This is a genomic window from Streptomyces varsoviensis, from assembly GCF_000718635.1.
GTDB classification, from domain to species: domain Bacteria; phylum Actinomycetota; class Actinomycetes; order Streptomycetales; family Streptomycetaceae; genus Streptomyces; species Streptomyces varsoviensis.
Genome location: NZ_JOBF01000003.1, coordinates 340,450 through 358,118 on the forward strand (window position 1 = coordinate 340,450; position 17,669 = coordinate 358,118).

The following is a 17,669-nucleotide window of genomic DNA, read 5'->3' on the forward strand; positions in this document are numbered from 1 at the left end:
CCTCCATAGGGGGCGTATGGTTGCGATTTGGCCGTCCGCGGCCGGGCGGCCTGGGGCCGCACCCTCGTGAAGTGGTGGTTACCACTCGGTAGAGGTGACGATTGCGCCGCCGCGGTCCACGATGGAAGGCGGCGCGGCCAGCAGGGACAGTATTCAATCGCGTGCGCAGCATCACCGCGTGCAGGGCACGTACGACCCGAACAGCGAAGGAACAGCGTGGCTTCCGGATCCGATCGCAACCCGATCATCATTGGCGGCCTTCCCAGCCAGGTCCCGGACTTCGATCCCGAAGAGACCCAGGAATGGCTCGACTCGCTCGACGCAGCCGTCGATGAGCGAGGCCGGGAACGTGCCCGCTACCTCATGCTTCGCCTGATCGAACGCGCCCGTGAGAAGCGCGTCGCCGTGCCCGAGATGCGCAGCACGGACTACGTCAACACCATCGCGACCAAGGACGAGCCGTTCTTCCCCGGCAACGAGGAGATCGAGCGCAAGATCCTGAACGCGACCCGGTGGAACGCGGCCGTCATGGTCTCCCGCGCCCAGCGCCCGGGCATCGGGGTCGGCGGCCACATCGCCACCTTCGCCTCCTCGGCCTCGCTGTACGACGTGGGCTTCAACCACTTCTTCCGCGGCAAGGACGACGGCCGGGGCGGCGACCAGATCTTCTTCCAGGGCCACGCCTCCCCCGGCATCTACGCCCGCGCCTTCCTCCTCGACCGCCTCTCCGAGCAGCAGCTCGACGCGTTCCGGCAGGAGAAGTCGAAGGCCCCGTACGGCCTGTCCAGCTACCCGCACCCGCGGCTGATGCCGGACTTCTGGGAGTTCCCGACCGTCTCCATGGGCCTCGGCCCGCTCGGCGCGATCTACCAGGCCCGGATGAACCGCTACATGGAGGCGCGCGGCATCGCCGACACCTCCGACTCGCATGTCTGGGCGTACCTCGGCGACGGCGAGATGGACGAGCCCGAGTCGCTCGGCCAGCTCTCCATCGCCGCCCGCGAGGGCCTGGACAACCTGACCTTCGTCGTCAACTGCAACCTCCAGCGCCTCGACGGCCCGGTGCGCGGCAACGGCAAGATCATGCAGGAGCTGGAGTCGCAGTTCCGCGGCGCCGGCTGGAACGTGATCAAGCTGGTCTGGGACCGCTCCTGGGACCCGCTGCTCGCCCAGGACCGCGACGGCATCCTGGTCAACAAGCTCAACAGCACGCCCGACGGCCAGTTCCAGACGTACGCGACCGAGACCGGCGCGTACATCCGCGAGCACTTCTTCGGCGACGACCAGCGGCTGCGCGCCATGGTCGAGAACATGACCGACGACCAGATCCTGCACCTGGGCCGCGGCGGTCACGACCACAAGAAGATCTACGCGGCGTACGCGGCGGCCAAGGCGCACAAGGGCCAGCCGACCGTGATCCTCGCGCAGACCGTCAAGGGCTGGACGCTCGGCCCGAACTTCGAGGGCCGCAACGCGACCCACCAGATGAAGAAGCTGACGGCCGACGACCTCAAGCGGTTCCGCGACCGGCTGCACCTGCCGATCGCCGACAAGGAGCTGGAGGACGGCAACCCGCCGTACTACCACCCGGGCCGCGACTCCGAAGAGATCCAGTACATGCACGACCGCCGCAAGTCCTGCGGCGGCTATGTGCCGACCCGGGTCGTCCGGGCCAAGCCGCTGAACCTCCCCGACGACAAGGCGTACGCGGCCGCGAAGAAGGGCTCCGGGCAGCAGGCGATCGCCAGCACCATGGCGTTCGTCCGGGTGCTCAAGGACCTCATGCGGGACAAGGAGATCGGCAAGCGGTTCGTGCTGATCGCGCCCGACGAGTACCGCACCTTCGGCATGGACGCGTTCTTCCCGACGGCGAAGATCTACAACCCGATGGGCCAGCAGTACGAGTCCGTCGACCGTGAGCTGCTGCTCGCCTACAAGGAGTCGCCCACCGGGCAGATGCTGCACGACGGCATCTCCGAGGCGGGCTGCACGGCCTCGCTGATCGCGGCGGGCTCGGCCTACGCCACGCACGGCGAGCCGCTGATCCCGGTCTACGTCTTCTACTCGATGTTCGGTTTCCAGCGGACCGGCGACCAGTTCTGGCAGATGGCCGACCAGCTCTCGCGCGGATTCGTCCTGGGCGCGACCGCTGGCCGTACGACCCTGACCGGTGAGGGCCTCCAGCACGCCGACGGCCACTCGCAGCTCCTCGCCTCCACCAACCCGGCCGTCGTCGCGTACGACCCGGCGTTCGGCTACGAGATCGCCCACATCATGCAGGACGGCCTCCGCCGCATGTACGGCGAGACGGCGGACGGCAAGGCCGGCGAGGACGTCTTCTACTACCTCACCGTCTACAACGAGCCGATCCAGCACCCGGCCGAGCCCGCCGACGTGGACCGCGAGGGCATCCTCAAGGGCCTCTACCGCTTCAAGGCCGGCGAGCGGGGCACCATCCCCGCCCAGATCCTCGCCTCCGGCGTCGCCGTGCCGTGGGCCGTCGAGGCCCAGCGCATCCTCGCCGAGGAGTGGAACGTCAAGGCCGACGTCTGGTCCGCGACCTCCTGGAACGAGCTGCGCCGCGACGCCGTGGAGGTGGAGGAGCACAACCTCCTCCACCCCGAGGAGGAGCAGCGCGTCCCGTACGTGACCACCAAGCTCCAGGGCGCCGAGGGGCCGAAGGTGGCCGTGTCCGACTGGATGCGCGCCGTGCCGGACCAGATCGCGCGGTGGGTGCCGGGCACGTACCAGTCGCTGGGCGCGGACGGCTTCGGCTTCGCCGACACCAGGGGCGCCGCGCGCCGCTTCTTCCACATCGACGCGCAGTCGATCGTGCTCGGTGTGCTCACGGAGCTGGCCAAGGACGGGAAGGTCGACCGCTCGGCCCTCAAGCAGGCCATCGACCGCTACCAGCTTCTCGATGCGGGGGCGGCGGAGCCGGGGGCCGCGGGCGGCGACGCGTAGCGGCCGTACGGCCCGTTCGACGGACGCCGGGCCCCGGCCGACTTCTTGTCGGCCGGGGCCCGGCGTTTTCGCGGCTCAAGGGGCGGGGGCGCGTGCCGTCGGCCGGCCGCGGGTCCGCTGTGGCTTGTCGCGCAGTTCCCCGCGCCCTGGGGGGCCTGCTCTTGTCGGCCGGCTCACGGTCGTACGTGGTTGGTCGCGCGGTTCCCCGCGCCCCTTTGGGCGCGTCCCTGGGGCGGGCTCAGTTCTCCCAGATTTTGAAGGCGCGTACTCGGTAGGGGGATTCGGGGGTGTAGGCGCCGTGGGGGTAGGTGGAGAATTCGGCGGATTCGGCGCACTCGGGGCTTTGGTAGGTGGTGACGGGGCGGCCGGTGCGGTTGGCGAGGGAGGCGGCGGAGGTGCCGGGGCGCAGGGGTTCGCAGCTCGCGATGTCGGTGTCGGCGAGTTCGCGGGCCTGGCGGGGGCCGTGGAAGCCGGTCTTGGGCCAGAGGCAGAGCTGGCCGGCGGCGCAGGCGCCGAGCCTGGGGCCCGAGGCGGGGGCGGTGGCCGCTGTCGTGGCGGTCGGCTGAAGGAGGACGGCCGCCGTGGCGGCGGCCAGCGTCACGGCGGCTGCGGTCTTGTTCATGGTTACTCCCCCGTCAGGCGCGCCCCGGCGGCGCGCGGTCTCTTAGAGCCTGTGTCATATCCCTGGTCGGAACAGCGCACGGCGTCTGGTGCGTGCGATCGCAAGGCGCCGGAAGGTCCTCGTAGCGGAGCTACTAGGGCATTGGTTCACCTTGATAGGGGGCGCCGCACGCGAGGGGGCGTGCGGGCAGCGAAAGGGCCGAACCGGTTCCGCAACCGGTTCGGCCCTGGTAGGGGGCGGCTCAGATGTGGCCGACGCCCGCTCCCGCCTCGGCGTTCGCGCCGCGCTTGGTGAACAGCGCGACGACGGCGGCGATGACCGCCACGATGCCGGAGACGGTGAAGGCGAAGCCCATGCCCGACACGAACGTGTCATGCGCGACGCTCGTGATCTGCTGGGCGATCTGCGGCGGCGTCTTCGGCGGCACGGGGCCGACGCCCACGGCGACCGCGTCGGAGACCTTGGACATCTGCTCCGGCGGGAGCTTGGGCAGTCCGGCCCCCGCCCACTTGCCGGGCAGGTCGTTGTTGACGCGGGAGGCCATGACGGCGCCGAGGACGGCCGTTCCGAGCGAGCCGCCGACCTGCATGGCGGCCTGCTGGAGGCCGCCGGCGACGCCGGAGTGCTCCAGCGGCGCGTTGCCGACGATGACCTCGGTGGCGCCGACCATGACGGGGGCGAGGCCGAGGCCGAGCAGCGCGAACCAGATGGACATCCCGAGGTTGCCGGAGTCCGAGGACAGGCTGGACATCCCGAAGCAGGCGACGGCGGTCAGCACCATGCCGCCGACCAGCGGGACGCGCGGGCCGAGCTTGGTGATGAGGGCGCCCGCGATCGGCGAGGCGACGATCATCATCGCGGTGAGCGGCAGCAGGTGGAGTCCGCTGTCGACGGGGCTCATGCCGTGCACGTTCTGCAGGTAGAAGGTGACGAAGAACAGACCGCCCATGAAGGAGAAGGCCATCAGCACCATCAGGATCGTGCCCGCGGAGAGCGGCACGGAGCGGAACATGCTCAGCGGGATGAGCGGCTCCTTGACCTTGGTCTCCCAGAAGGCGAAGACCGCGAAGGCGACGATCGCGAGGCCGAGGAAGAGGAGCGTCTTGGTCTCGCCCCAGCCGCCCCACTTCTGCTCGTTGATGAGGGCCCAGATGAGGAAGAACATGGCCCCGGAGAGCAGCACGATGCCGGGGATGTCGAAGGACTTGGCGGCGTTCTTGGCGCGGTGGTCCTTGAGGATCACCAGGCCCAGGACGAGCGCGATGGCGCCGACCGGGACGTTGATGAAGAAGACCGACTGCCAGTTGACGTGCTCGACGAGCAGCCCGCCGACGATCGGGCCGGCGGCGGTGGAGGCGCCGATGACCATGCCCCAGATGCCGATGGCCATGTTGAGCTTCTCGGCCGGGAAGGTGGCGCGCAGCAGGCCGAGCGCGGCCGGCATGAGCAGCGCGCCGAAGAGGCCCTGGAGCACGCGGAAGACGATGACCAGCGCGACGCTGCCGGAGAGGCCGATCGCGCCGGAGGCGAGCGCGAAGCCGGCTATGCCGATGAGGAAGGTCTGGCGGTGGCCGAAGCGGTCACCGAGCTTGCCGGCGGTGATCAGCGCGACCGCGAGGGCGAGCAGATAGCCGTTGGTGATCCACTGGACGTCGGCGAGCGAGGCGCCGAGGTCCTTCTGAATGGCGGGGTTGGCTATGGCGACGATCGTGCCGTCGAGCGCGACCATCATCACGCCGATCGCGACGGAGATGAGGGTCAGCCATGGATGGCCCCGCAGCCCCTTCCGGGGCTCCGGTACGGGCTGTTCCGGCGCCGCGTCGGCGACGGTGGTCTGAGACGTCATATGGGGAGATTATGGCAGTGGCTGACAATTGACAAACCAGTCCATGAGTCGGTAACTGTCATGTCGCTCACAGATATCGTGAGCAGCGGAAACCCGCCGAGGAGAGGGCCGAGCGGTGAAGACCGAACAGGAGACCGAGCAGACGGCCGGGCGGCCGTCGGGGCTCTGCGGCGGACTGCGCGAACGCAAGAAGCGGCGGACCCGCGACGCGCTCGTCCGCGCCGCCCTGGAGCTGTTCGTGGCGAAGGGGTACGAGCGGACGACGGTCGACGAGATCGCCGACGCCGTCGACGTCTCCCAGCGCACCTTCTTCCGCTACTTCTCCAACAAGGAGGAGGTCGCCTTCGCCCTCCAGGAGCTGATAGAGACGCGGTTCCTCACGGAGGTCCGGGCGCGGCCCGCCGGCGAGCCGCCGATGCCCGCGCTGCGCCGCGCCGTCACGAAGGCGTGGCTCACCATCGACGAGGAGATGAAGGCGGTCGCGCCGCCGCAGTTGCACATGCGGATGTACCAGATCATCGAGTCGACGCCCGCGCTGCTCGCGGTCCATCTCCGCCGCCAGCAGGAGACGGAGGAGCGGATCGCGCAGGAGATCGCCCGCCGGGAGGGCCTGGACATCGACGCCGACCCGCGGCCGCGCGTCCTGGTGGCGGCGTTCGCCGGGGCGATGCGGGTGGCGGGCAAGGTCTGGGGCGAGGGGGACGACTGGACCTCGGACGCGATGCGGAAGCTCTCCGACAGGTATCTCGCCGCCCTCGAACCCGCACTGGCCCAGAATTGGCGGACTCCGTCCGGCAACTGATCGCGTCCCGCACTAGTGTGCGCAATTGTCCACTATCAAACGTGAGATGACTCACGCGCTTGGCGACCGCCGTCGGGTTTCTCCTAGGGTGTCCCGCGGTGACTTCCTTCCCGGAGCTCGGCGCTCCCTCCCCCTTGCCTTGGACGAACTCGGCCACCGTCTGGCGCGCGCTGCTCGCCCTGGCCGTGGTCTTCGTCATGCTCGCCACGACCGGCTGGACCGCCATCCGGAGCCACAGAGGGGACCCCGACCCGAGATCGGCGTCGCTCAACGCCTGGCTGCACGGCTCCCTCGCCGGCCACCGGCTGCCCGATCCGAACGGCCCCCCGGCGGCGCTGTCGCGGTTCTTCGCCTCCCTCACCGGCGGCCAGCTCGACTATCTCGTCAACCGCTATCCGCTCGTCGTCGGCAACCTCAACGGCGCGCCCGCGCCCCTGCGCTACCGCGCCAACCGCGTCGCGCTCGGCCGGGCCCGCGCGATCGAGGAGAAACGGGCGCACGATCAGCGGCTCACCCCGCTCGGCCGCGGCGAGGCGAACCGCCGTATGCACCGCTTCACCTCGCTGATGCGCGAGGGACGGCAGATCCTCGCGTTCAACCCCGCCGGAGCGGGCCGGGTCGCCGAGGTCTTCGGCGATCTGCCGCACGCCGACCGGGTCTCCGTCGTGGTGCCCGGCGTCGACACCACCGCGCTGACCTACGAGAAGACGGCCCGGTCGTACACCGCCCCGGCCGGGATGGCGACCGCGCTGTACGAGGCCGAGCGGCGGACCCGGCCCGCGGCGAAGACCGCCGTCATCGCCTGGGCCGACTACACCTCGCCCTCGGGGCTCGGCATGGACGCGGCCACCGGCAAGCTCGCCGCCGAGGGCGCGCTGCGGCTGCGCGCCATGGTCCGGGGGCTGCCCAACGACGCGCGCGTCGCGCTGTTCTGCCACAGCTACGGCTCCGTGGTGTGCGGCGTCGCCGCCCGCGACCTGTCCGCCAAGGTCTCCGACATCGCGGTGGCCGGCAGCCCCGGCATGCGCGCCGACCGCGCGGCCGACCTCGGCACCGCGGCCCGGATCTGGGCGACGCGCGACGGCGACGACTGGATCCGGGACGTCCCGCACATGGAGTGGGGCGGCCTCGGGCACGGCGCGGACCCGGTCTCCGGCGGCTTCGGCGCCCGCGTCCTGTCCGCCGCCGGCGCGGTCGGCCACCCGGGCTATTTCCGCCCGGGCACCACCAGCCTGGAGAACTTCGCGCGGATCGGCGTCGGCGCCGCCGCGTCCGTACAGTGCGCGTCGCACAACACGAGCTGCGCCGCCGATCTGAGCTAGACCGACCTGAGCGCGGACGGACCCGAGCCGGGCGGACCCGAATTCGTACGCGCCACCACGCCCCGTACGCACGTTTCAGGACACACGTCTCTTCGCGCGTACGTACGAGTCACGAGGTTTTACGCGCGTAGCACCGGAGGGGGGACAGGCGGGCGACCGCCGCCTACGATGAACGACATGGGTGATGTGCTGGCCGGTTTCCACGCCGTCTGGGAGTTCGACGCCGACTCCGTGCTCATCCGATTCGAACGGGGGCTGCGCACGCCGAAACTGCTTCAGGCGCTCGGTGAGCGCCGGGTGCCCTACGAGGCGCTGGCCGCCGTCGAGCTGACCCCCGGCAAGCGCGGCACGGTCGTGCTGCGGGCCACGCCGCGGCCCGGCGCGGACCCGCTGGCCGACGCGGCCGACGGACAGCTCAAGGAGGGCAGCGACCCCTACCGGCTGGTGCTGCCCGCCGAGCGGGAGACGCTCGCCGAGTACTACGCGGACGAGCTGCGCGCCCGGCTCGGCCCCGACGCCGGCGCCCCCGCCGAGCGGTATCTGGTGGCCGCTCCCCCGCCGCCCGCGTCCTTCAAGGCGTACGACGCCAAGGCGTTCTTCGACGGCGAGGCCGTCGCCTTCCGCTGGTTCTGGACGGGCGCGTCCACCGCCAAGTGGAAGGCGGGCGACCAGCGTTTCCCGGTGGCCGGGCTGTCCGGCGTCGAGTGGCGCTCCCCCGAGGTGTTCAACGGCCATCTGCGGCTGCTGCCGCGCGGCACGACCGCCCAGGACCGGCCGGGCGCCGCCGACCAGGACCCGGCGGCCGTCGTCTTCGGCATGGGCTACGGCCTCGCCCATGAGTCGCTGCCGTTCGCCGCGGCGGTCCTGGAGGCCGTGCAGGCCGCGACCCCCGCGCTCGTGCCGGAGCGCGTCCCCGCGGCCCGCCCGGACCCCGCCGACATCGCCGACCGCATCCGCCACCTCGGCGCGCTGCGCGAAGCCGGGCTGCTCACGGACGACGAGTTCAGCGACAAGAAGACCGAACTGCTCGCGGAGCTGTAGCCGGGCCGGGGACGCGCGAGCGGGCTGGGCGTCGGCCGCAGCACATAGGCTGACCTGGTCATGTCCCCTTCGTCTTCCCCTCCCCCCGCTGCCGCCCGCGCCCGGCGGGGTCCGGCCCGGTGGCTGCCCGCCGTGGCGGCGTGCGCGGTCGTGGCCGGGCTGCTCCAGTCCACGTACAACGTGCTGGCGAACGACTACCGGCTGGGCGTCGCGGCCTCGCTGGCGCTCGCCGCCGCGCAGACCGTGCCGCTGCTGCTCGCCCCGCGCCGGCCGCTGCCGGCCTGGGCGATCGTCTTCGCCGCCGACCTCGTGGGCGGCTTCGCCCTGCTGTCGGCCGACGGGGTCGACGGCCGGGCCTGGCCGTGGACGCCGCCCGCGATGATCGGCTACCTCCTGGCGGCCACCGCCGTCGGCCTGCGCGAGGGGCGCCGCCGGCTGCTCGCCGTGTGGGCGGCGACCGGCGCCACGGCCGTACTGCCCGCGCTGTTCCCGACCGGCCAGGAGAACGCCACCCAGCTCCTGCTCTTCCTCCTCACCGGCGCCGTGCTGCTGCTGACCGGCGCGGTGCGCGAACGCGGCGAGGCGCGCCGGGCGCTGGCCGCGCAGCGCGAGGTCAGCGAGGCGGAGCGGGCCCGGCGCACCCTCTTGGAGGAGCGCGCCCGCATCGCGCGGGAGATGCACGACGTCGTCGCGCACCACATGTCCGTGATCACGGTGCAGGCCGACAGCGCGCCGTACCGGCTCGGCGGCGTGTCGCCCGAGGCGGGCGAGGAGTTCGCCGCCATCGCCGCGACCGCCCGCGAATCGCTCACCGAGATGCGCCGGCTGCTGGGCGCACTGCGCGGCACGGACGGTACGGGCGCGGGCGGCGGCGAACGCGCGCCGCAGCCCGGGCTGGGCGAGGTGGAGCGGCTGGTGGAGGCGACGGTACGGGCCGGGGTGCCCGTGGAGCTCTCCGTCGAGCTGGGCCCGGCCCCGGTGCCGGGGGCGGTGGACCTGTCCGCGTACCGCGTCGTGCAGGAGGCCCTGGCCAATGTGGTGCGGCACGCGCCGGGCGCCGCCACCCGCGTGTCGGTCGCCTCGGACCGTACGGGCGTGAGTGCCCTGATCGTCAACGCCCCGGCCGCCGCGCCCGGCGCGCCGCTGGAGACCGGCGCCTCCACGGGCCATGGCCTGGTCGGGATGCGCGAACGCGTCCGGCTGCTCGGCGGCACCCTGGACGCGGGCCCGCTGCCGGACGGCGGCTTCCGCGTGGCGGCGCGCTTCCCGACCGACGCGGCGCCCACAGAAACCACAGAAGCCGCAGCCCGCACAGAAGCCGCAGCCCCCGCAGCCCCCACAACAGCCACGGCCCCCACAGCACTCGACACGGCCGACTCCGACACCGCAGAGGAGCCCCCCGCCCCATGACCATCAGGGTGATCATCGTCGACGACCAGGCCATGGTGCGGGCGGGGTTCGCCGCGCTGCTCGCCGCGCAGCCCGACATCGAGGTCGTCGGCGACGCGGCGGACGGCCGCGAGGGCGTCGAACTGAGCCGCCGTACCCGCCCCGACGTGGTGCTCATGGACGTACGGATGCCCGAGACGGACGGCCTGGAGGCGGCCCGGCAGCTCCTGACCGCCGACGAGGACACCGGCCACCGCCCGAAGGTGCTGATGCTCACCACCTTCGACGTCGACGACTACGTGTACGAGGCGCTGCGCGTCGGGGCCAGCGGCTTTCTGCTGAAGGACGCGCCGCCGGCCGACCTGATCTCGGCCGTACGGGTCGTGGCGGCGGGCGAGGCGCTGCTCGCCCCCTCGGTCACCCGGCGGCTGATCGAGGAGTTCGCGCGGCAGCGCCCGGCACCGCGCCGGACGCCCGTATCGCGCCCGCAGGAGTTGACGCCCCGTGAGACGGAGGTGCTGGAGCTGATCGCGCGCGGGCTCTCCAACCAGGAGATCGCCGGCACGCTCTTCCTCGCCGAGCAGACGGTGAAAACGCACGTCGGCCGCGTCCTCGCCAAGCTTCAGCTCCGGGACCGGGCGCAGGCCGTGATCTTCGCGTACGAGTCGGGGCTGGTGGCCCCGGGCGAGCGGTAGCGGGGCGCGGCGGACGGCCGCGCCCCGCGACGGCGGCTACCCGCGGCCCGCCGACGAACGCGACGGCGGCTACCCGCGGCCCGCCAACGAACGCGACGGCGGTTACTCGCGGCCCGCCGACGAGAACGAGAGGTCCGCGTAGCGCCCGCCGGCGACCTTGCCGGCGATCGGCTCCAGCCGGGCCAGCTCGTCGTCGCCGAGCACGATCCGCGTCGCGGCCGTGTTCTCGTCGACACGCTTGCGCTTGGTCGTGCCGGGGATCGGCACCACGGTCAGCCCGTGCACCCGCGCCCGCTGCTGCACCCAGGCCAGCGCGATCTGGCCGGGCGTCGCCTCGTGGTCGCGGGCGATGGCCCGTACGGGCTCCAGCAGCGCGGCGTTGACCGCCGCGTTGTCGCCGGTGAAGCGGGGCTGCGTGCGGCGCCAGTCGCCCTCGGGCAGGTCCTGGTCGGCGTTGGCGAAGGAGCCGGTCAGGAAGCCGCGGCCGAGCGGCGAGTACGGGACGAAGCCGACGCCCAGCTCCTTGGCGGCGGGCACGGCGCTGCGCTCCACGTCGCGGCTGAAGAGCGACCACTCCGACTGGATCGCGGTGATCGGGTGCACGGCGTGCGCGGCGCGCAGCTCGGCGCCGGTCACCTCGCTGAGCCCGAGGTACTTGACCTTGCCCGCCTCGACCAGCTCCGCCATGGTGCCGACGGTCTCCTCGATCGGGACGTTCACGTCGCGGCGGTGCATGTAGTAGAGGTCGATCCGCTCGACGCCGAGCCGTCCCAGGCTCGCGTCGATGGCCGCGCGGATGTACTCGGGAGAGTTGTCGATGGTCCGCTTCCCCGACGGGTCGTCGGAGATGGCGAACTTCGTGGCGAGGACGACCTCGTCGCGGTGCGCCCGGATGAAGGGCGAGATGAACTTCTCGTTCTCCCCGGCGCCGTACAGGTCGGCGGTGTCGTAGAGGGTGACGCCCAGTTCGAGGGCGCGCTCCAGGGTGGCCCGCGACTCCTCCGCGTCGGCCGGCCCGTACGCGTGGTTCATCCCCATGCAGCCGAGCCCCTGGACCCCGACGCCGGGGCCGTCGGCGCCGAGGGCGACGCGTGCGATCTTCTCCGTCTGCTCCGTGCTCATACAGGCATCAAGCCCCTTCGGACGCCCGGCGGGCGCCGTAGAATTCGATCTTGTAGTCGAGGACCTCCAGGGCGCTCCGCAGCTCCGCGATGCGGCCGCGCACGTCTTCCCGGTGGGCGGCCAGCAGCCGCTCGCGCTCCGCGAAGGTCTCCTCTCCCGTCCGGACCAGCTCCGCGTAGCGGACCATGTCGGCGACCGGCATGCCGGTCAGCCGCAGCTTGGCCACCAGGTCCAGCCAGCTCAGGTCGCGGTCGCTGTAGCGCCGCTGACCCGTGTGCGAGCGGTCCACGTGCGGCATCAGCCCGATCCGCTCGTACCAGCGCAGGGTGTGCGCGGACAGCCCGGTGTACGTCGCCACCTCGCTGATCGTGTAGTCGCCCTGCCCGGCGGGCCGGGGGTGCTCGCGCGCCACCCGGCACACGGCCGGCGGCACGGCCCCGGCCGCCCCGGTCTCCGTCCCGGTCCCTGTCCTGGTCTCCGTCCCGGTCACCGTCATGCCGCTTCCCCCTTCCGCGTCTGCTGTTGCTCCGGACACTTCAACGCTAGAGACTTCGAGCGCACTCCAGGCAAGCTCATCCTTGACCGGATTTTGAGCGGGTTAGGCTCATCGCCATGGAGAGCATGGCGAGCCTGAACAAGATCGAGAACTGGCCGGTCGAGAACGCCGCGGCCGTGGTCGTACGGGCCGACGGTACGCGGGCCGGCGCGTACGGGCCCACCGACCGCCGCTTCCCGCTGGCCTCGGTGACCAAACTGATCGCCGCGTACGCCGCGCTGCTCGCCGTCGAGGAGGGCGCCATCGAACTCGACGAGGCCGCCGGGCCGCCCGGCTCCACCGTCCGCCACCTCCTCGCCCACACCTCCGGGCTCGCCTTCGACGAACACCGCACCATGGCCGAGCCCGGCGCCCGGCGGCTCTACTCCAACGCCGGCTTCGAGGTGCTCGGCGACCACATCGCCAAGGTGACGGACATCGACTTCCCCGAGTACCTGCGGCAGGCGGTGCTGGAACCCCTCGGCATGGCCGCCACCGAGCTGGCCGGGGCCGGGTCGCCCGCCAAGGACGGCGTCTCGACCATCGACGACATGGCCCGCTTCGCCGCCGAGCTCCAGGCGCCGAGGCTGCTGTCGCGGCAGACGCTGACCGAGGCGACGTCGGTCGTCTTCCCGGGCGTGAGCGGCGTGCTGCCGGGCTACGGGCACCAGCGGCCGAACGACTGGGGGCTCGGGTACGAGATCCGCGACCACAAGTCTCCGCACTGGACGGGCGCGGCTTCGTCGCCGCGTACGTTCGGGCACTTCGGCCAGTCCGGCACGTTCCTGTGGGTCGACCCCGAGGCCGGGGCCGCGTGTGTGGTCTTGACGGACCGGGCGTTCGGCCCGTGGGCGGTGGAGGTCTGGCCTCCGCTCACCGATGCCATCCTCGCGGAACTGGGCCACTGATTCAGGCCCGCTGATTCCGGGCCCGCACAGCCGGGCCGAATCCAGCCCGTCAGGGTCAGCCGAACGACGGTTCCCGGTGCATCTCCCACACCAGGAGTTCCGACCGGCCGATGGACTGGACCTCGCCCGGTTCGTCCGGGGCGGTGTTCTCCAGGCGGGCCGCGTCGCCCGCGTGGAGAACGTCGCCGCCGAGGCGCACGGCCCCGTGCACGACATGGACGTACGTCCACGGCGCCGCGGGCATGGCCGTGCGTTCGCCGGAGGCGAGCCGGCGGACGTGCAGGACGGCTTCGGCGCGGCGCAGGGCGTACGGAGTGCCGTCGGCGATGCCGCGTACGACCTCGTAGGCGGGGTCGCCGCCGAACTCGGTGGGGGTCAGCCACATCTGCACGAACCGCAGCGGGACGCTCCCGGCGTTGCGTTCCGTGTGCCGGACGCCGGTGCCGGCGCTGAGCCGCTGGACGTCGCCGGGGCGTACGACCGTGGCGTGGCCGGTGGAGTCCTCGTGGGTCAGTTCGCCCTCGACGACCCAGGTGACGATCTCCACATCGCGGTGCGGGTGCTCGGCGAACCCGGCGCCGCCCGGCAGCCGCTCCTCGTTGCAGGCTTCGAGGAGTCCGAAGCGCACGTTGTCCGGGTCGTAGAAGCCGGAGAAGGAGAAGGCGTGCCGGGTCTCGATCCCGGCCGCCGGGTCGCCGCCCCGGTACCGCTCGTCGCTGCGCTGAACCCGCGTCATCCGGCTACGGTAGCCCGGCCGCTCCGGACGGCGCGCGAATAGGGCAGGCTTGTCCCGTGCCTGAACCCGCCGCTAACACCCCGCATCCGCACAGTGCCACCCTGCGCCGACTGGAGAAGTCCTCCGGGAAGCTGGCCGCCAACGCCATCGCCCGGATGGACGAGCAGTTGCCGTGGTACCGGGCGATGCCCCCGGAGAACCGCTCGTGGATCGGGCTGGTCGCCCAGGCCGGTATCGCGGCCTTCACGGAGTGGTTCCGGCACCCGGAGACGCCGCAGGCGATCAGTACGGACGTCTTCGGGACCGCGCCCCGCGAGCTGACCCGGGCGATCACGCTGCGCCAGACCGTGGAGATGGTCCGTACGACCATCGAGGTCATGGAGGCGGCCATCGAGGAGGTGGCGGCCCCCGGCGACGAGTCGGTGCTCCGGGAGGCGCTGCTGGTCTACGCCCGTGAGATCGCGTTCGCGACCGCCCAGGTCTACGCGCAGGCCGCGGAGGCGCGCGGCGCGTGGGACGCGCGGCTGGAGTCGCTGGTGGTCAACGCGGTGCTGTCCGGGGAGGCCGACGAGGGGGCGCTGTCGCGGGCGGCGGCGCTGGGCTGGTCGTCGCCGGAGCATGTGGCGGTGGTGCTGGGGACGGCCCCGGACGGGGACAGCGAGCTGACGGTGGAGGCGATCCGGCGCGCGGCCCGGCACGCGAAGCTCCAGGTGCTGACCGGGGTGCTGGGCAGCCGGCTGGTGGTGATCGCGGGCGGTTCGGACAATCCGCTGCAGACGGCGAAGTCGCTGATCGGGCCGTTCGCGCCGGGTCCGGTGGTGGCGGGTCCGGTGGTGGCGGACCTGCTGGCCGCGAACCGTTCGGCGGCGGCGGCCGCGGCCGGTCTGAAGGCGTGTGCGGCGTGGCCGGACGCGCCGCGTCCGGTGCTGGCGGACGATGTCCTGCCCGAGCGGGCGATGGCCGGGGATGTGGCGGCGCGCGAGCAGTTGGTGGAGGAGATCTACAGACCGCTGGAGGAGGCGGGGTCTGCTCTGCTGGAAACACTGAGCGTCTATCTGGAACAGGCAAGCAGTTTGGAGGGGGCGGCGCGGATGCTTTTCGTGCACCCCAACACCGTGCGATACCGCCTCCGACGTGTGACAGACGTCACTGGATGGTCACCGTCCGATGTGCGGTCCGCGTTCACGCTGCGTATCGCGCTGATCCTGGGGCGCCTGGCCGACGCGGGAACGCGGTCGTAGGCTTTTATCGGAAACCCACAATTAGCCCGACGGTTCTTCGTCCCTGTCCCCACGGGTGGGCGAGGCCGTCCGCAAGAGAGAGTGTGAGGGTGCTCGTACTCGTCGCTCCCGGCCAGGGCGCTCAGTCGCCCGGCTTCCTGACCCCCTGGCTCGACCTTCCCGGCGTCACCGAACGCCTCGCGGAGTGGTCGGCCGTCGTCGACCTGGACCTCGTCCATTACGGCACCAAGGCCGACGCGGAGGAGATCCGTGACACCGCGGTGGCCCAGCCGCTGCTGGTGGCCGCCGGTCTGCTCACCGCGCGGCAACTCTTCGCGTCCCCGGCCGAGCTGGCCCGCCGGGCCGGCGCCGTGGCCGGGCACAGCGTCGGCGAGATCACCGCCGCGGCCGCCGCGGGCGTGCTGTCCGAGCACTCCGCGATGGCGCTGGTCCGCAAGCGGGGGCTGGCGATGGCGGAGGCCGCGGCCGTCACCGAGACCGGCATGGCCGCGCTGCTGGGCGGCGAGCCGGACGCGGTCCTGCCGCATCTGGAGAAGCTGGGCCTGACTCCGGCCAATGTGAACGGCGCGGGCCAGATCGTGGCCGCGGGCACCGCCGAGCAGTTGGCCGCGCTGGCCGAGGACAAGCCGGAGGGCACCCGCAAGGTCGTGCCGCTGAAGGTGGCCGGGGCGTTCCACACGCACCACATGGCCCCGGCGGTCGCGACGCTGGAGGCGCTGGTCCCCACCCTGGACGCGAGCGACCCGGAGACCCGCTACGTCTCCAACAAGGACGGGCGGTCCGTCGCCACCGGCGTGGAGATCCTGGAGCGGCTGATCAACCAGGTCTCCAATCCGGTCCGTTGGGACCTGTGCATGGAGACCTTCAAGGACCTGGGCGTCACCGCGATCATCGAGCTGTGCCCGGCGGGCACCCTCGTGGGCCTCGCGAAGCGCGCCCTGCCCGGCGTCAAGACCCTCGCGCTGAAGACCCCGGACCACCTCGACGCCGCCCGTGAGCTGATCGCCGAGCACTCGGCCACGGCCGAATAAGGAGCCCCGAGAGCATGACTGCGAAGATCAAGCCCAGCCAGGGTTCCCCGTACGCGCGCATCCTCGGCGTCGGCGGCTACCGCCCGACGCGGGTGGTGGGAAACGACGAGATCCTCAAGCACATCGATTCCTCGGACGAATGGATTCGTTCGCGCTCCGGCATCGCCACCCGGCACTGGGCGGGCCCCGAGGAGACGGTGGCCATGATGTCGGTGGAGGCGTCCGGCAAGGCCATCGCCGCCGCCGGTATCGACCCCGCCCAGATCGACGCCGTGATCGTCTCGACGGTCTCGCACTTCAAGCAGACCCCGGCCATCGCCACGGAGATCGCCGACCGGGTCGGCGCGGGCAAGCCGGCCGCGTTCGACATCTCGGCGGGCTGCGCGGGCTTCGGCTACGGCCTGACCCTCGCCAAGGGGCTGATCGTCGAGGGCAGCGCGGAGTATGCGCTGGTCATCGGCGTGGAGCGGCTCTCGGACCTGACCGATCTGGAGGACCGCGCGACGGCCTTCCTGTTCGGTGACGGCGCCGGCGCCGTGGTCGTGGGCCCCGCGCAGGAGCCCGCGATCGGCCCGACCGTCTGGGGCTCGGAGGGCGACAAGGCCGAGGCCATCAAGCAGACCGAGTCCTGGGAGATCTACCGGGGCCGCACCGACGTGAGCGATGTGCGGTATCCGGCGATCACCCAGGAGGGCCAGGCGGTGTTCCGCTGGGCCGTCTTCGAGATGGCGAAGGTCGCCCAGGAGGCGCTGGACCGGGCCGGGGTGCGCGCCGACGACCTGGATGTATTCATTCCGCACCAGGCGAACATGCGGATCATCGACTCGATGGTCAAGACGCTGGGGCTGCCGGAGCACGTCACGGTGGCCCGCGATGTCGCGACCACCGGCAACACCTCCGCCGCCTCCATCCCGCTCGCCATGGAGCGGCTGCTGGCGACGGGCCAGGCCAAGAGCGGGGACACGGCGCTCGTCATCGGCTTCGGGGCGGGTCTCGCCTACGCCGCCACTGTCGTTACCCTCCCCTAGGCAGGATCTGCGCAGCTCCCGGAGCCACCGGGCGCGGCACAGGGCTTCACCACCGACCAGTCACACCGTAGAAAATCGAAGGAGCGCCGCAATGGCCGCCACTGAGGCAGAGATCACCGAAGGTCTCGCGGAGATCGTCAACGAGATCGCCGGTATCCCCACCGAGGACGTCAAGTCGGAGAAGTCGTTCACCGACGACCTCGACGTCGACTCGCTGTCCATGGTCGAGGTCGTCGTCGCCGCCGAAGAGCGCTTCGACGTCAAGATCCCGGACGACGACGTCAAGAACCTGAAGACGGTCGGCGACGCCGTCTCGTACATCCTCAAGCACCAGGACTGATCGACACCGACGCGTTTGTCGCCACCCGGCGGTGGCGCCGTTGATTC

At 71.9% G+C, this 17,669-nt stretch carries 16 protein-coding genes; 11 read left to right on the plus strand and 5 right to left on the minus strand.

The annotated features are described in order from the left end of the window. The first annotated feature begins 216 nt into the window (after window positions 1-216). The gene (gene aceE / locus IF55_RS06015) at window positions 217-2,964 is read left to right on the plus strand and encodes a pyruvate dehydrogenase (acetyl-transferring), homodimeric type (RefSeq protein WP_030876395.1); all 2,748 of its coding nucleotides are present in this window, start codon (window positions 217-219) and stop codon (window positions 2,962-2,964) included. Window positions 2,965-3,202: 238 nt separating this feature from the next. Here the strand turns inward: aceE and IF55_RS06020 are convergent, their stop codons facing one another. Together IF55_RS06020 and IF55_RS06025 are read right to left on the minus strand one after the other, a co-directional pair. Beyond that, window positions 3,203-3,586, minus strand: a complete 384-nt coding sequence (locus IF55_RS06020; RefSeq protein ID WP_030876399.1) for a peptidase inhibitor family I36 protein — start codon at window positions 3,584-3,586, stop codon at window positions 3,203-3,205. A gap of 241 nt (window positions 3,587-3,827) precedes the next feature. After that, complete coding sequence (locus tag IF55_RS06025; protein WP_030876402.1) at window positions 3,828-5,432, minus strand: MFS transporter; 1,605 nt, start codon at window positions 5,430-5,432, stop codon at window positions 3,828-3,830. Between the two features lie 115 nt (window positions 5,433-5,547). Between IF55_RS06025 and IF55_RS06030 the strand changes: the two genes are divergently transcribed. The 5 genes from IF55_RS06030 (at window position 5,548) to IF55_RS06050 (ending at window position 10,681) form a co-directional block, all read left to right on the plus strand. After that, the gene (locus IF55_RS06030; RefSeq protein WP_030876405.1) at window positions 5,548-6,234 is read left to right on the plus strand and encodes a TetR/AcrR family transcriptional regulator; all 687 of its coding nucleotides are present in this window, start codon (window positions 5,548-5,550) and stop codon (window positions 6,232-6,234) included. 98 nt (window positions 6,235-6,332) lie between these two features. Continuing rightward, window positions 6,333-7,556, plus strand: a complete 1,224-nt coding sequence (locus tag IF55_RS06035; RefSeq protein ID WP_245661073.1) for an alpha/beta hydrolase — start codon at window positions 6,333-6,335, stop codon at window positions 7,554-7,556. Window positions 7,557-7,733: 177 nt separating this feature from the next. Then, window positions 7,734-8,597, plus strand: coding sequence for a DUF4429 domain-containing protein (locus IF55_RS06040; RefSeq protein ID WP_030876412.1), 864 nt, complete (start codon window positions 7,734-7,736; stop codon window positions 8,595-8,597). A 60-nt stretch (window positions 8,598-8,657) separates the two neighbouring features. Further along, entirely contained in the window at window positions 8,658-10,007 is a 1,350-nt protein-coding gene (locus tag IF55_RS06045) for a sensor histidine kinase (RefSeq protein WP_078643722.1), read from the plus strand. Further along, the gene (locus IF55_RS06050; protein WP_030876417.1) at window positions 10,004-10,681 is read left to right on the plus strand and encodes a response regulator; all 678 of its coding nucleotides are present in this window, start codon (window positions 10,004-10,006) and stop codon (window positions 10,679-10,681) included. Before IF55_RS06045 ends, IF55_RS06050 begins: the two co-directional genes overlap by 4 nt. A gap of 102 nt (window positions 10,682-10,783) precedes the next feature. Here IF55_RS06050 and IF55_RS06055 read toward each other — a convergent pair whose 3' ends face one another. After that, a complete protein-coding gene (locus tag IF55_RS06055) occupies window positions 10,784-11,803 on the minus strand; it encodes an aldo/keto reductase (protein WP_030876419.1) in 1,020 nt (339 codons plus the stop codon). A gap of 7 nt (window positions 11,804-11,810) precedes the next feature. Beyond that, entirely contained in the window at window positions 11,811-12,299 is a 489-nt protein-coding gene (locus IF55_RS06060) for a MerR family transcriptional regulator (protein ID WP_078643725.1), read from the minus strand. A gap of 125 nt (window positions 12,300-12,424) precedes the next feature. On the opposite strand from IF55_RS06060, the gene IF55_RS06065 reads away from it, so the two are divergent. After that, a complete protein-coding gene (locus IF55_RS06065; RefSeq protein WP_030876426.1) occupies window positions 12,425-13,246 on the plus strand; it encodes a serine hydrolase domain-containing protein in 822 nt (273 codons plus the stop codon). 55 nt (window positions 13,247-13,301) lie between these two features. Here IF55_RS06065 and IF55_RS06070 read toward each other — a convergent pair whose 3' ends face one another. After that, complete coding sequence (locus IF55_RS06070) at window positions 13,302-13,982, minus strand: pirin family protein (protein ID WP_030876429.1); 681 nt, start codon at window positions 13,980-13,982, stop codon at window positions 13,302-13,304. Between the two features lie 56 nt (window positions 13,983-14,038). On the opposite strand from IF55_RS06070, the gene IF55_RS06075 reads away from it, so the two are divergent. The 4 genes from IF55_RS06075 to IF55_RS06090 all read left to right on the plus strand — a co-directional run bounded on the left by IF55_RS06075 (window position 14,039) and on the right by IF55_RS06090 (window position 17,622). Next, a complete protein-coding gene (locus IF55_RS06075) occupies window positions 14,039-15,223 on the plus strand; it encodes a PucR family transcriptional regulator (protein ID WP_030876430.1) in 1,185 nt (394 codons plus the stop codon). Between the two features lie 89 nt (window positions 15,224-15,312). Next, window positions 15,313-16,254 (plus strand): ACP S-malonyltransferase, encoded by a 942-nt coding sequence (locus tag IF55_RS06080; protein ID WP_030876433.1) that lies wholly within the window; start codon window positions 15,313-15,315, stop codon window positions 16,252-16,254. A gap of 14 nt (window positions 16,255-16,268) precedes the next feature. After that, window positions 16,269-17,282, plus strand: coding sequence for a ketoacyl-ACP synthase III (locus IF55_RS06085; RefSeq protein ID WP_030876436.1), 1,014 nt, complete (start codon window positions 16,269-16,271; stop codon window positions 17,280-17,282). Window positions 17,283-17,373: 91 nt separating this feature from the next. After that, entirely contained in the window at window positions 17,374-17,622 is a 249-nt protein-coding gene (locus IF55_RS06090) for an acyl carrier protein (RefSeq protein ID WP_030876438.1), read from the plus strand. Window positions 17,623-17,669: the final 47 nt, after the last annotated feature.